Here is a 16731-nt window from a genome sequence, read left to right on the forward strand (position 1 = left end):
GGTTTTTTATTTCCTTGATCTTATTGATTGGATTATATAATGACAGAACAAAATTACACAGATTAAATTTGATTTTGTCCAAGGACTTGTTATCTATTGTCTTTAACTAAAGTACCATCATCACTTAAGTTGACAGAACGTCTTTGTCGGTTGGCTTTGGGGATATCAGTGGTTGTTGATGCTGTGGGAGAATTTGCTGGTGATAAAGGGATACCTTCGGTCAGCTTGGCGATCGCTTCTGGGGTACGATTACTAAATAACTCCGATAAGGGAAATTCGCTGTTGTATGTTTGACGCAGACGCATGGCTAGTTGTGTTACTAACAAGGAATCTCCACCAATTTCAAAGAAATCATCGGTCACTCCCACCCGTTCTAGCTTTAATAAGGAAGCCATGAGGTTACAAATAGTTGCTTCTTGGTCATTTCTGGGGGCAATATAAGGTTTACTTGTCCAATTCCAATCCGGTGCAGGTAAGGCTTGTTGGTCTACTTTCCCGTTAACTGTTAAGGGTATGGTTTCTAGTGGCACAAAGGCCGCTGGTATCATGTAATCGGGTAGTTTACTCTTTAAAAACTCTGGTAGGTCTGTTTTCAGGTGTGGTGCGGTGTCAGATGTAAAATAAGCAACTATGCGATTTTCCCCAGTTGTGGCTTTTTGCACCATGACTAATGCTTGTTTAACTTGAGGATGGCTATTAATAACTCCAGTAATTTCTCCTAGTTCGATGCGGAAACCACGTATTTTAATTTGCTGGTCAGCACGTCCGAGATATTCTATTTCTCCCTCTGGTAAACGCCTAGCTAAGTCACCGCTACGATATAAACGACTACCAGGGATTTGGCTGTAAGGGTTGGGAATAAATCTTTCTGCACTCAAGCGCGGTTGATGCAAATATCCCCTAGTCACTCCAGCACCACCAACATAAATTTCCCCTGGAACGCATAAGGGTGAAGGTTCTAAGTTCTCATCTAAGATATAAAGTTGTAAATCGGGAATAGGCTGACCGATAAGGCTACCGCGGTTACTGATTATATCTGCTTGAGTAATCGGTCTATAGGTGACGTGAACGGTGGTTTCGGTGATACCGTACATATTAATTAATTTTGGTTGTTCGTCACCATATAATTCCGTCCAAGGTTGTAAACTTGGTAGTTCTAAGGCTTCTCCACCAAAAATTACGTAGCGCAAAGGTAACTTTTCTTGCTTTTCTTTGGCAATGGGGATTAATTGTTTAAAGGCTGAAGGTGTTTGATTTAATACTGTAACTTTGTGTGTTTGTAGCAGTTGGAAAAAGTCTGCTGGTGAACGACTTGTCCAATAAGGAACTACCACCACTTGACCACCATATAATAAAGCTCCCCAGATTTCCCATACTGAGAAGTCGAAGGCGTAGGAGTGAAATAAAGTCCAGACATCTTGACTGTTAAACTCAAACCAGGATGCGGTAGCTTTGAGGAGGCGAATGACGTTACTATGAGTGACTATACAACCTTTGGGCGTGCCTGTAGAACCACTAGTATAAATTACATAGGCTGGACAATCTGGTAATATACGGACTATTGGCGGTTGAGAATTTTCCGGTTTTAACTGGGTGACAATATCTTCGAGGATGAGGATTTCTTTTTCACATTCAGGTAATTGGGAAATTAAGGCTTTTTCTGTGATTAAGAAGATAATACCACTATCTTGTAACAAAAATTCTATGCGATCGCTTGGGTAATTAGGATCAATGGGAACATAAGCAGCACCAGCTTTCAAAATCGCTAAAATGGTAATCACCAATTGTTCTGAACGTTCTAAATACACACCTACCAAGCATTCCGGCTTGACTCCTTGAGTTTGCAGATAATGGGCGAGGCCATTGGCACGGGTTTCTAATTCTGTAAAACTGAGGCTGGTTTGTTGATGAACTAGGGCAGTTTTATTTGTATATTTTATTGCTGCTTGACTAAAGACAGAAACTATGGTATCAGCAGATAAAAAGTTTTGGGGGTTGGTGTTGACTGCTTGCAGTAATTGTTGCCGTTCTGGGATAGAGATGAGTGATCGCCTGTGATATGATATTTGCGGATGAGTCGCCATCTCCGCTAAGGCAGCTTGGTAATACTGGCTATATTGCTCAACTTGTGGATCTGTAAATTGTTGGATGTCATAGATTAAATTCAGTTCTAAAGCTGCACTTCCTGGTACTAAACAAAATTCTGTCAAGAAAGGGAAATCCGTTTCTTCAAAAATATCAATTTTGTCAACTTGAATTTCTGGTAAATTTAGCAATGCTTCATAGACGTGAAAATGCACATAATTAAATCCCACTTCAAATAGGGGGCGTTTGTCAATGAGGCGCTGAATTTCCGCTAAAGGAAAGTCACGATAGGGAAGAATTTCTGTCTCTGCACGAAAAACAGCCTGTATCAAATCCATCCAACTATCAGAAGTTAATTCCAAGCGCAAGGGTACTGTATTCACAAACAAACCCAATAAATTTTCACTATCAGTAGTTTCGGGTCTGGCATTAATTACGTTACCTGTTACCACCTCTTTTTGTCCAGTGATAAAGGAGAGAACCCGCAGATGTAAAGCTAAAAGGGCTGTTTTTAAGGGAACACCGATATTTTTTGTGAGTTTACGAATATTATTGGCTAATTCCTCATTAATAGTTACTGATAGGCGTTTTAACTGGCGTTTTTGAGATTCTTTGGCAGTGCTTCCTGTATGAAGACGCGGGAGGGTAGTTACTTGTAAATTACTGAGATGTTGTTGCCAAAATTGCCGAATTTCTTGATTAGCGATCGCATTTTGTTCTTGAATAATAAAATCTTTGTAAGTAATCTCTGATATGGACAAAGGTAACAAAGTTTCCGATTCTAAATACTGCACATAACGCTGTAATAGTTGCGTTAGTAAAGTTGCCACACTCCAACCATCTAGAATGACATGATGAAAACTAAAACTAAAACTGAGTTCTTCATCTGATACTCTATGAATTTGGAAACGGAACAGAGGTGATTTCTTAATATCAAAAGCCCGGTTTTTTTCAGATTCGATCCATGCAGCAATTTGTGCAAGTGCATTGGCTTTCAAAGTTCGCAAATCAACTACAGTTAAAGGTAGTTCAACGTCTTTATGTACAATTTGGATAGGAGTGCTATATCCTGTCCAATGAAAGGAACTTCTTAACACTGGATTCGCTAAACAAATATCAAGAATTGCCTTTTTCCAGGCTGATTCTGAATAACTCAAATGTAAATCAAAGGTAAAAATTTGGTGAAAAATTGCCGAATCAGGATGTAATTCACTGTGATAAAGCATTCCTCCCTGTAAACTAGAAAGAGGATAAGCATCTTCAGCATCTTGCGGTAAAAGCTGTTTGTCTGCTGCTGAAATTAAATTACTTGCAGGAGTTTGATTAATATTAGATGATGATATTGTACCTGTTGCTTTTTTAGTAGCCAAATAACGCACAGTTGCAAATTCATATAACTCTCTAGCTGAAATCGCAAAACCAGCTTTTTTAGCTTTAGCAATCACTTGTAAAGCTAAAATTGAATCTCCACCAATTTCAAAGAAATTATCATCAATACCTACCTTTTCCAAACCCAAAGTTTCCGCCACAATAGCACATAAACTTTCTTCATCAGCATTGCGGGGAGCGACATAATCCTCTTCTACTCTTAACAAATTCCAATCTGGTGTAGGTAAAGCCTTAACATCAATTTTACCATTCACATTCAAAGGAAAAACATCCACACTTACATAAGCTGCGGGAACCATATAATCAGGCAACTTATTCTTCAAATATTGACGCAGTTCATTTCCATGCAGTTGAGATTCTCCAGGCACATAATAAGCAACTAGACGTTTTTCTTCTTCCCATTCATCAGTAATAACCACCGCTTCTCGGACTTGAAAATGGGATGTTAAAGCTGCTTGAATCTCTCCCAACTCAATCCGAAAACCGCGAATTTTGACTTGTTGATCTATTCTCCCTAAATACTCTAAATCTCCATTGCTTAATCTTTGCGCTAAATCACCACTGCGATAAATTCTTCCACTACCAAAGGGATTTGGTAAAAACCTTTCTGCTGTTAATCCTGGACGATTTAAATAACCACCTGTCACTCCTGCACCAGCTACATAAATTTCTCCAGGAATACCATCAGCAACCGGTTCTAATTTTTCATCTAGTAAGTAGATCGAAAGATCAGGAATTTCTCTACCAATTACACTCGCTTTTACTTTTAAATCCTGACGAGAAATAGGACGATAAGTAACATGAACGGTAGTTTCTGTAATCCCGTACATATTCACTAAACGAGGTTTTTTATCCCCATATTTTTCTAACCAAGGTTGCAAACTTTGTAAATCTAAAGCTTCACCACCAAATATTACATAGCGTAATGCTAATTCTCCCACACTAGCTTCATCAGTGCGAATCAATTGATAAAAAGCTGAAGGGGTTTGATTGAGGACTGTCACTCCTTCTGTGGTGAGAAATTCTCGGAATGTTTCTGGTGTGCGGCTTAACCAAAAAGGAACAATAATTACCTTACCACCATATAATAAAGCACCCCACAATTCCCATACAGAAAAGTCAAAAGCAAAGGAATGAAACAGCGTCCAAATATCATTTTCATTAAAACCAAACCAGGGTTCTGTAGAACGCATTAACCGGATAGCGTTACTGTGAGTGACAATACAACCTTTAGGAGTTCCAGTCGAACCGCTAGTGTAAATAATATAGGCAGGAAATTCCGGTTTTACCGTGATTTGTGGTGATGTCTGTGGTTGCTGGATAAGTTCAGATTCGATAGATTTGAGAGTAAAAGCGGTAATTTTTTCGTCAGTTAATTCTGATAGTAGTGTTTCTTCTGTAATTAATACTAAAATGCCACTATCTTCCAGAATTAATTGCCGACGGACAGCAGGAGAATTAGGATCAAGGGGAACATAAGCTGATCCAGTTTTGAGAATTGCCAAAATAGCAGTAATTATCTGTTCCGAACGTTCCAAACATATTCCTATTCTTGTCCCTGGTTTTACTCCTTGACTAAGTAAATAATGTGCCAACTGATTGGCTTGACTATTCAATTCTGTATAATTCAGAATATGTTTATTAAATTGAACTGCTGATTTTTCTGGATATTTTTGAGCAATACTTACAAAGGCAGAAATTAGTGTTTCCGTGGTGTCTTTTATTAATATTTCGGGTTGAGAAATAGTAATATCTCTTGCTTCTGGCAAGGAAATGGCAAGATCACAAATCGTACTTTCTAAATTATTTGCTGCTTCAGTAAATAGATTTTGGAAATTTGTAGTTATCTGCTCAACTGTTTCTGCATCCAGATAAGAAAGGTTATAATCAAAATCTATTTTAATATCGCTATTTTCTTCATATTCTCGCACATAAATAATTAGAGGGACTTTTTGCTGCTGACTATAAAGAGGAATACAACTTGTTTGAGTATCGGCAAAATATTCATTGTAATCATGTCTTTCATAGGAAAGATAAACTTCAAATAAATGTTCTTTATTATTGGATTGAAACCCAGAAATACGCTTCATTTCTCCCACAGGAAAGCGTTGATGACGATAATCTTGGCGTAGTAAAGAACGAATCTTATTTAATAACTCATGAATTGTTTCATTACCATTAACATCCACACGAAAAGGAATGGTGCTAACAAATAAACCAATGGCATCTTTAAAGCTTTTTTTATTCCGGTTTAAGAGAGACAAACCTACAACTAAATCTTTCTTGCTATAGCGTTTAGTTAAATATATGGAAATCAAACTCAGGATAAAATGAAATACGTTTGATTGGATGTTTTGGCAAAGTTGACTAACCCGGTTATATTGTTCACGGGAAATGTAAATAGATTGTCGTTGTCCGTGCAATTCTTGTTGTTTAATTGAGGTGAAAATATTAGGGGAAATGTCGCTTAAACGTTGCTGCCAATAATTGCGATCGCGCTGAAAATTCTTTGATTCTAAATATGCTGCTTCGTCATCTATATATTCAGCAATTACCCAATCTCTTTCTATTTGATTATCCTTACCATCATGGATAATTTGATTGTAAGTTTTAATTACCTCTCGAAAGAAAATAGCGGTTCCCCAACCATCAGTAATAGCATGATGATATTTTGCGAAAATAATATGGTAATCCTCTCGAACTCGAATTAATTGAAAGTCAACCAAAGAGGCATTTTCACCAAAACTAAAAGGTTTTTTAAATTCCTGATTTATATATTCTTCAGCCTGTTCTTTGCTGTTTTCCCGAATGGAAAAATCAATCAAAGGAATATTAGCATTTTCATGATTTGCTATGGTCTGTAAAGGTTTACCTTCAACTTCATAAATTCGTGTCCGCAAACCGGGATAACAATCAATTATCTTATTCATGGCATAGTTGAAAACTTCCCGTTTAAAAGTGCCATAAACAATTACAGTCGCACCAATATTGAGATGAAAACCTTCTGCCCACATCCTTTGGTCAATATAGATTTCTCTTTGATTGATTGATAATGGCAATATCTGATTCATAATGTATTAGTTCCTTAAATCAATGAACTGTTTAAAATATCTGATGATGCTTTGATAATCAAAACTTTATTTTTTACCACAACACATAATAAGAACCTATCATTGGTTTTAGAAGCATTTGATTGACAAGAAGATGATTATATGAAATATATGGTAATGTCAATACCGTAACCTAAAAAACATAGTGTTGGAGTAAAGATTTAGAAGCATTTGATTGACAAGAAGATGATTATATGAAATATATGGTAATGTCAATACCGTAACCTAAAAAACATAGTGTTGGAGTAAAGATTATGCCTGATTTTTTAAATAGTCCTCAAAGTGAGCATTTGAGAACTTTGGTTGATGTCACAGACCAGCTAAGTTTCTTCGTTCCCTTAGTTCTCCCCGAATCTGGTGGGGAATTGGTAGTCTATGGAATGGAGTGGGACGGTGAGGAGTTAGCATTTGACAACATAAATCGTTCGTATTATAAATCACATTCATTATTTGATCAAGAATATGGGAGTATGACTTTTAAGCCGAATGTTGGAGATATGATGCTTTTTGATGGTGGTCGTTTTTATCATTGTATTGTACCAACAGTGGGCGATCGCACCAGAATAACTATTGGTGGATTTCTTTCCTTCGCTAAAGAGCATGATGCAGTCTATTATTGGAGCTAATTTCTATGGTTCATGTAAGTATTATCACTCCCTGTTACAATGCCGATAAATTTATTGGTAAAGCCATAGAAAGTGTTCGCGCTCAAACATTCACCGATTGGGAACATATTATTGTAGATGATGGCAGTACCGACAGTTCCGCCGAAATTATCGCATCCTATACAGAATTAGAACCACGTTTAAAGTTAATTAGACAGTCTAACTGTGGTCCCTGTGTTGCTAGGAATAATGGCTTTAAAGCCTGTTCTGAAAAATCGCAATACTTACTATTTTTTGATGCAGATGACTGTATAGAACCGCAAATGCTAGAGATAATGATTGCCTACCTGAACACACACACTGATGTTGGGGCAGCTTACTGCGATTTTTATCACATTGATGCGGAGGATAACCCCATAGAAACTGTTTATTGTCCTAGATTAATTCCTTCTGTGTTTGGTGTGAAAACTTTACCATACAATATACCTGAAACACCTTTAGTAGCTATTGCGGCTGGGTTAGGAGGAGGACTAGACGCACGTACTATGTTCCGTCGCAGTATCTATGAACAAACATCAGGATGGAATGAGAATTTTGGAAGAAATAGTGGACAAATCATTGATATTTTGCTACAAATCGCTTTAATTAGCAACGTTCATTTTGTGTCCGAAAAACTGTATCAATATCGTTTACATAATAGCAACCAACTACATATAAATGTCAATTTTGAAGAAGAGGCTAAAAAAATTATCAATAAGTGGAAAAATCAAAACCATTTAAATTCCGAACAAAAAAAACAAGTTGATCACGCCATATTTTTTTATGAAAAAAGATTGGTTCCTTTAGTAGCAATGATGTCTGCTAATCAGTTAATTACAGAAAGGAAAATCCTGCCAGCTTTGAGTTTATATTTCCAAGGGGCAAAAAACTACTTCCTGTCATTGTTTTTTCTGTCCACTTTCAACTAGACATAATTTTAACCAGAGTTAATATGATAAATCACTCAGAAGCTGAAGATATTGATCTTTTAGAATTACTGCTCGAAGAAGAAGGAATCGAATTACAAAACAAAGACCTATTGATTTCCCGTCGTAACCTCACCCAAGCACTTGCTTCCTTTCAACAAAGGCGGTTATGGTTTCTCTATGAATTAGAACCAACATCCTCTGCTTATAATATTTGTTCGGTTTTTAGTCTCCAAGGATTGTTAAATGTCCCAGCTTTGCAGCAAGCTTTTCAACAATTGCAACAACGACATGAAAGCCTACGCACCACATTTATAGATATTGATGGAGAACCTTGGCAAAAAATTCATCCTCATCCTTTGACTGAACTGGTATTAGAAGATTGGAGTACAAATACAACTGAAACTGCACCAATAATTGCTAAAATAGCCCGTTCTGAAGGTGATTATACCTTTGATTTACAAACTAGTCCATTAGTTCGCGCTCGCCTTTTTCAACTTGCAGCAAATCAACATATTCTCACCCTGACTTTACATCATATTATTGCTGATGCCTGGTCTATTGGTGTAATTTTACAAGAAATTGCCCTGCTTTATCAATTAGCAATTGCCGGTGAACAAATAACACTTCCTGAATTAAAATTTCAATATACTGATTATGCCCTATGGCAAAAAGAAAAATCTCATAATTCTCATTTAGAAAATAGTCTCAATTATTGGGAGAAGCAATTAGCAGAATTACCAATTTTACAATTTCCCACTGATTTTTCTAGACCCCGTTTACAAACATTTCGCGGAGATTTAGTTAAATTTGAACTATCAAATCATCTAACTACAGCCATTCGTACCTTGAGTCAAAAAGAGGGGACAACCCTATTTATGACCTTGATGGCTGCTTTTCAAGTGCTATTATCACGTTACACAGGACAAGACGATATACCTGTAGGAACTTCCATTGCTAACCGTCCGGGAATGGATGCAGAAAAACTGATTGGGTTTTTCGTGAATATGTTAGTAATTCGCAGTAATTTAGCTGATGAACCTAGTTTCAAAACTCTATTAAATAGAGTTAAAACAACAATTTTGACGGGTTTTGAACATACAGAAGTTCCCTTTGAAACTTTAGTAGAAAGATTAGATTTAGAAAGAGATACCAGTCGCAATCCTTTATTCCAAATTGCCTTTACTTTATTAAATGCACCCAAACCAGAATTTAGCACAGGTGATTTAGAAGTTTCCATTTTAGCAAATCAAGAAGCGGCTCGTTTTGATTTAGAGTTGTTCATTACTGAAAGCGAAGATAGGTTAAATGGAGTTTTATCCTACAACGTAGATTTATTTAAAAGAGAAACAGTAGAAAGATTTGCCCGTCATTTTTGCCAACTCCTAGAAAATTTAATCTCCCAACCAGATACCCCAGTCAGTCGTGTACCTTTTTTACGAACAGAAGAATTAGCTGTTTTAGCACCAAATCAACCTTCCCAAACTTTTCCTGTGCAGTTTTGTTTGCATGAAATTTTTACTCAACAAGCAAAATTACGTCCTCAACAAATAGCATTGATATTTGAAAATGAGAACCTCACTTACTCAGAAGTAAATCATCGCGCTAACCAATTAGCACATTATTTAATTAGTGCTGGAGTGATACCAGAAGCAAGAGTGGGACTATGGTTGTCCCGTTCCTTAGATTTGATAGTGGCTATTTTGGCTATTTTGAAAGCTGGGGGTGTTTATGTTCCCTTTGATCCTGACTATCCGAGCGATCGCATAGCCTATATGTTAGAGGATAGTCAAGTTACAGTTTTACTCACACATACTCAATTTGAAACACAAATACCACCCCATTCAGCTAAAATTATATTTATTGATAACTGTCAAACTGAACTGGCACAAGCGCCAACAACAGATCCAGAAATATTAGTCTTTCCAGATAACGCCGCCTACATTATTTATACCTCCGGTTCTACAGGAAAACCCAAAGGAGTTGTTGTCAGTCATCGTCATGTTGTGCGGTTAATGTTAGCAACTGAAAAATGGTTTAACTTTAACGCCAAAGATGTTTGGACACTCTTTCATTCCTGCGCTTTTGATTTCTCAGTTTGGGAAATTTGGGGTGCTATTTTCTTTGGTGGTCATTTAGTAATTGTTCCGTATCTAGTTAGTCGTTCACCTGAAGAATTTTATAACTTATTATGTGATTCTAAAGTCACAGTTTTAAACCAAACACCCTCAGCTTTTCGGCAATTAATTCAAGCAGAATCAATACTTTGTCGAGAAGCAGAAATAGAATTACGTTATGTTATTTTTGGAGGTGAAGCCCTCGATTTAGCAAGTTTAGAACCTTGGTTTGAACGTCATGATGATCAATTTCCCTTACTCGTAAATATGTACGGAATTACAGAAACCACAGTTCACGTTACTTACCGTCCGATTTATTTAAAAGATGTTAAACAACGGTTAGGAAGTTTAATTGGTAAACCAATTCCTGATCTTTCCTTATATATTTTAGATCGTCATTGTCAACCCGTTCCCATTGGCGTAGTTGGGGAAATGTATGTTGGTGGTGCAGGTGTAACTCGCGGTTATTTTAATCGTCCACAATTAACCGCAGAGAGGATGATTCCCAATCCATTTAATAATTCAAAACCAGAACGTCTCTACAAAACTGGTGATTTAGCTCGCTTTCTTGATAACGGTGAAATTGAATATATAGGAAGAAACGATCATCAAGTAAAAGTTCGTGGTTTCCGCATTGAATTAGGTGAAATTGAAGCAGTTATTAAGCATCATCCAGAAGTACGTGATGCCTTAGTCATTGTCAGAGAAGAAGCTGAAGAAGATGTACGAATAGAGGCTTATATTGTTCCTAAAAATCAAATTTTCGACTCGGAAACTTTGATAAGAGAACAAACCGAAGAATGGCAATATACTTTTAACGACACCTATCATCTGACTGAAACAGAAACTAACGAATCATTTAATATTATCGGTTGGAATAGTAGTTACGACAATCAACCTATTCCTGCTGAAGAAATGCGTCAATGGTTAAATAATACCTTAACACGAATTCAAGCTCTAAAACCCCAAAGAGTTTTAGAAATTGGTTGCGGTACAGGGATGATATTATTAAATATTGCTGATCAAGTAGAATCTTATTGGGGAACAGATTTTTCCCAAGCTGCAATTATTCGCTTGACAAATATTCTCCAAAATCGCTCCTGGAATCATATCAATTTATTAACTAGAGAAGCCACTGACTTTTCAGAAATTCCTGAAAATTATTTCGATAGCATTGTGATTAATTCTGTTGCTCAATATTTTCCCTCTATTGAGTATTTACAGCAAGTAATTACAGGTGCTTTACGAATACTAGCACCAGGAGGAAGTTTATTTATTGGTGATAATCGGAATTTATCACTTTTAAATTATTTTCATGCCAGTGTTGCCTATTTTCAAGCTAATGATAATACAGATAAAGAAACCTTTAATACCCAAATTAGGCGCATAGCCAAAACAGAAAACGAGTTAGTAATTGATCCGCTTTTCTTTGTTAATTTAACAGAAGTATTCCCCGATTTAACAGCAGTAGAAATTCAACTCAAAGCCGAAAATAGCGATAATGAACTTACTAAATATCGTTATGATGTCGTTTTAGATAAATTAGGTACATCAGCAAATCAACCAATAAAAGTTATTTGGCAAGATTGGGAAACAGCAAATTTACAATTAGAAGATTTAAAACAGCAAATTATCAAAGTGGGTACAATTGGTTGGTGTAATATACCCCATTCTCGGTTAATTAAAGATGTTGCCATTTGTCAATGGATATCAGAGAATAATAGTGAAAATACCATTGCTGAATTAAAGCAAGTTATTGAAAATATTGATATCAAAAAAGCAATTGATCCAGCAGATTTATATGCAGTTGCTCAAGAAATTGGTTGTCAAGTAACTATTAGTTATTCACTAACAAAGCCTGATTATTTTGATGTTTGTTTCTATCCCACAACAGAAGGAAAACGTCTTGCACCAGTAATGCCAATTAGCAGTAAAATATCCACTGAAAGTAATCAATCTTACTGGATTAATCCACTTAAAGGACGTTTTGCCAAATCCTTAATTTCCCAGCTAAAAAAACAGGTGCGGGAAAAATTACCAGAATATATGCGTCCATCTGCTTTTGTGATGTTAGACAGTTTCCCCATGACTCCCAGTGGTAAACTAGATAGACGTGCTTTACCTATACCAGAGCGAGATTTAACTATTAGTAAACAAGCTTTTATTCCAGCCACAACTTCAACAGAAAAGAAATTATCTCAAATCTGGATTGATGTTTTAGGAATTGATAATATTGGTATTACAGAGGATTTCTTCCATTTAGGTGGACATTCACTTTTAGCCACTAAATTAGTTTCTAGAATTAGAGAAGAATTTAGTTTAGCTTTGCCTTTACGTGCGGTTTTTGAATATTCCACTATTGGTGGTTTAGCAGATGAAATTGATAGTTTATCTCTAGTGAGTAATTCTACAAATACACCTCAAGATATTATATCTCATCTAACTCACCGAGAAAATTTACCACTTTCTTTCTCTCAATCTCGACTGTGGTTTTTAGATTTATTAGAACCCAATACTCCTGCTTATAATATCTCTGTTGCTTTCCGTTTAGATGGCAATTTAAACCAAGAAGCATTACATCAAAGTTTGCAAATCATTATTCAACGTCATGAAGTATTACGTACAACCTTTGATAGTCAAGACGGTGTACCAATCCAAGTAATTCATGAATTTTTAGAAGTGCCGTTAACAGTAACAAATCTTAGTCATTTAGACTCTCAAACCCAACAAGAAACACTGAAAAATGCCGTTAAAGAAGTCATCATTTCTCCTTTTAATTTGCGTAAACTGCCTTTATTGCGTGTCCATCTCTATCAGTTATCTGAAGACGTTTATATATTTGTTTTAGTAATACATCATATCATTTCTGATGCTTGGTCTTTGGGATTAATGATTAAGGAATTATCCTTATCTTATACTGCACTCTGTCAGGATAATATCAAATCTTTATCTCCTTTATCTATACAATATGCTGACTTTGCTAATTGGCAACGGACAACTTTTGAGCAAACACAATTACCTGCACAATTAGCTTACTGGAAACAAAAATTAGCTGGTGCAACTGAGGTTTTACAATTACCAACAGATTATCCTCGTCCCCCAGTTGTTAGTCATCAAGGTAGTGCAGTATCCTTTACCATTAATAAACAAACAAGTGAGAAGTTGCAAAAATTATGTGAATCTCAAGGTGCTACCTTATTCATGGGATTATTAGGGGTATTTAGCATCTTATTAATGCGTTATTCAGGGCAAGAGGATTTATTAATTGGGACACCAATTGCTAACCGTAATCGTAAACAAGTTGAAGATTTAATTGGCTTTTTTGTCAATACTTTAGTGATTAGAAATGATTTAAGCGGTAATCCTAATTTTATCAATTTACTCTCCAGAATTAAAGAAGAAACCTTACAAGCTTACGCTTACCAGGATGTACCTTTTGAAAGAATTGTCGAAGAACTACATCCCGAAAGAAATTTGAGCCATCATCCCTTATTTCAGGTGATGTTTGTCCTGCAAAATACACCAATGGGTAAATTAGAATTACCCAATTTACAACTAACTCCCTGGGAAATGGAACAGGTGACAGCGAAGTTTGATTTAGTTCTGTCAATGGTAGAAACAGAACAGGGATTACAAGGGGAATGGGAATACAATACTGATTTGTTCCAGGAAACAACCATTCAGCGAATGGTAGGACATTGGCAAACTTTGCTAGAAAATATTGTTGCTAACCCTGAACAGAGGATTAGGGAATTGACCTTATTAACAGCAACAGAGCAAAATCAATTGTTGTTACAATGGAATCCTCCTCAAGTTGATATTCTTCAAAATCAATGTATTCATCAATTATTTGAATTACAGGTTGAAAAAACACCGGATGCAATTGCAGTGGTGTTTAAAAACAAAAGTCTGACCTATCGGGAGTTAAATCAACGGGCCAATCAATTAGCAAATTATCTGCAATATTTAGGAGTAAAACCAGATGTATTGGTGGGGATTTCTATTAAACGTTCTTTAGAGATGATAGTGGGATTATTAGGAATTTTGAAAGCTGGTGGTGCATACATTCCTTTAGATCCTGATTATCCTCTAGAACGCTTAGAATATATTATTGAAGATACTGGTTTATCCATACTGTTAACACAGGAAAAATTTGCGTCAAAACTAACAGTAAATCACACAGAGATAAATATAGTATGTTTAGATGCAAACTGGCAAAAAATTAACGAATATAACCAAGAAAATCCAGTTAGTATAATTCACCTCAAAAATTTAGCCTATATTATTTATACTTCTGGTTCAACTGGTAAACCAAAAGGAGTAGCGATCGCTCATCAATCTTTAGTTAATTTTGCAACAGTAGCTATTAAAGAATACGAAATCACATCCTTAGATCGCATTATCCAATTTTTCTCCATTAACTTTGATGCCTCAGTAGAACAAATTTATCCCACTCTCATTGTTGGTGCTACCTTAGTTTTACGAACCGATGAAATGTTACTCTCTACCAAAAGTTTTTGGGAACATTGTCATTATCACCAGTTAACATTTATGTCACTACCTACTGCTTTCTGGCATCAGTTAACTTCGGAAATTATCCCTAAAAACATGATTCCTGAATCTATACGGTTAATTGTTTTTGGTGGAGAAAAAGTATTACTAGAAAATGTTCAGAACTGGCAAAAATCTGTATATCACTTACCCCATAAAACTAAATTATTAAATACCTATGGACCCACAGAAGCAACAGTAGTATCATCTATCTATAATTGCAATAACACAGATAAAATATCAATTCCCATCGGTAAACCAATTGATAATGCTCAATATTTTGTTCTTGATCAATATTTACAACCAGTTCCTATTGGAGTTTCAGGAGAATTATATATTGGTGGTAATAATTTAGCCAGGGGTTATTTTCACCGTCCAGGATTAACTGCGGAAAAATTTATTCCTCATCCTTTTAGTTATCAACCTGGTGCGCGTCTCTATAAAACAGGTGACTTAGTTTGTTATCTTTCTGACGGTAACATCGAATTTTTAGGACGCATTGATCATCAAGTAAAAATACGCGGTTTCCGTATCGAATTAGGAGAAATTGAAACGGCATTAATTCAACATCCAGATGTACTTAATGCTGTGGTGATTACTTCGACAGATTCATCTGGTAGTAACTGTCTCATTGCCTATATTGTTACTCAGCAACAGCCATTAATCTCTTCAGGTATATGGCGCGATTTCTTAAAAGCAAAATTACCTGATTACATGATACCCAGTAATTTTGTGATTTTAGATCATCTACCTTTAACACCTAATGGTAAAGTTGATCGGAAAGCCCTATCTACCCTAAGTGTAGACAGAAATATTGACTCTGATCAACAAATTTCACCCCGCACACCTTTAGAATATAAGTTGGTGGAAATATGGGAAGAAATATTAAAAGTCAGTCCTATAGGTGTAACTGAAAACTTCTTTGATTTAGGTGGTCATTCTCTCTTAGCCATTAGATTAATAGCTGCCATTGAACAAAAATTAAAATGTAATTTACCAGTTGTTTCCTTATTCCGAGAAGGCACAATAGAAAAAATTGCCACCTTACTGGAGCAGGAAAAACCCAGCAGTAATTTAGATGTTCTCATTCCTTTGCAAACTAAAGGTAATTTACCTCCCTTATTTCTCATTCACCAAGCAGGTGGTTATGGTTTATCCTATTCAGTATTAGCCGAAAAATTAGCTAAAGAACTGGATAAACAACGTCCTATTTATGCAATTCAAGCACGTGGTTTAGATGGTAAACAACCGCCTTTAGATACTATCGAAGCAATGGCAACTAGTTATATTAGTGCTATTCGAGAAATACAGCCTTCTGGACCTTATTTATTAGGTGGTCACTCTTTAGGAGGATTAATTGCTTTTGTAATGGCTCATCAATTAGAAACTGGAGGAGAACAAATTGCACATCTATTAATTATGGATACCCATCCACCTTTAGCAACTGATGAAATTACAGCTTCCCTTGAAGATGATGCTGGTATTCTTTGCTTTATTGTTGAACAAATAGGATTGCATTTTCAAAAAACCATCAATATTGCCTATGAAGAACTAGCAACTTTAGATCAAGAATCCCAATTTGAATATGTGCTACAAACTTTGCAGCATCATGAAGTTATCCCACCAGACTCAGGACGGAATCTAATTGCAGGTTTAATTAACGTTTATAAAGCTAATTTACAAGCTAGTCTAATTTATCAACCACAGCCTGTGAAATCTCCTATTACAGTCTTTAAAACTGCATCCTTAGCAGAACAGTTTCCAAATGATCCTACAGTTGGTTGGGGAAAATTAACCTGTGAAAAAGTGCGTGTTTCTTGCGTAACAGGTGAACATCAGACCATGCTCAAAGAACCTGATGTCAGAAATTTAGTAGCTGAAATTGTGAAGATTTTAGATAACTAGCTTG

At 36.0% G+C, this 16731-nt stretch carries 3 protein-coding genes and 1 pseudogene; 3 read left to right on the top strand and 1 reads right to left on the bottom strand.

What is annotated here, in order from left to right; translation table 11 throughout:
- Positions 1-89: 89 nt before the first annotated feature.
- Complete coding sequence (locus tag ANA_RS15065; protein ID WP_015080904.1) at positions 90-6545, bottom strand: non-ribosomal peptide synthetase; 6456 nt, start codon at positions 6543-6545, stop codon at positions 90-92.
- A gap of 284 nt (positions 6546-6829) precedes the next feature.
- On the opposite strand from ANA_RS15065, the pseudogene ANA_RS15070 reads away from it, so the two are divergent.
- From ANA_RS15070 to ANA_RS15080, 3 genes and pseudogenes are all read left to right on the top strand, one after another.
- Positions 6830-7210, top strand: a pseudogene (locus ANA_RS15070) (hypothetical protein); the annotation flags it as partial.
- Positions 7211-7215: 5 nt separating this feature from the next.
- Positions 7216-8157 carry a glycosyltransferase family 2 protein gene (locus ANA_RS23640; RefSeq protein ID WP_015080906.1) on the top strand — a complete coding sequence of 314 codons (942 nt, stop codon included), beginning with the start codon at positions 7216-7218 and terminating at the stop codon, positions 8155-8157.
- A gap of 23 nt (positions 8158-8180) precedes the next feature.
- Positions 8181-16727, top strand: coding sequence for a non-ribosomal peptide synthetase (locus ANA_RS15080; RefSeq protein WP_015080907.1), 8547 nt, complete (start codon positions 8181-8183; stop codon positions 16725-16727).
- Positions 16728-16731 lie beyond the last annotated feature (4 nt).

The organism is Anabaena sp. 90 (assembly GCF_000312705.1).
Lineage (GTDB): Bacteria > Cyanobacteriota > Cyanobacteriia > Cyanobacteriales > Nostocaceae > Dolichospermum > Dolichospermum lemmermannii.

What these genes read in the sequence shown, in the direction of transcription:
- ANA_RS15065 (WP_015080904.1), bottom strand. Translation starts at nt 6,545, where the DNA reads ATGAATCAGATATTGCCATTATCAATCAATCAAAGAGAAATCTATATT.
- ANA_RS15080 (WP_015080907.1), top strand. Translation starts at nt 8,181, where the DNA reads ATGATAAATCACTCAGAAGCTGAAGATATTGATCTTTTAGAATTACTG.
- ANA_RS23640 (WP_015080906.1), top strand. Translation starts at nt 7,216, where the DNA reads ATGGTTCATGTAAGTATTATCACTCCCTGTTACAATGCCGATAAATTT.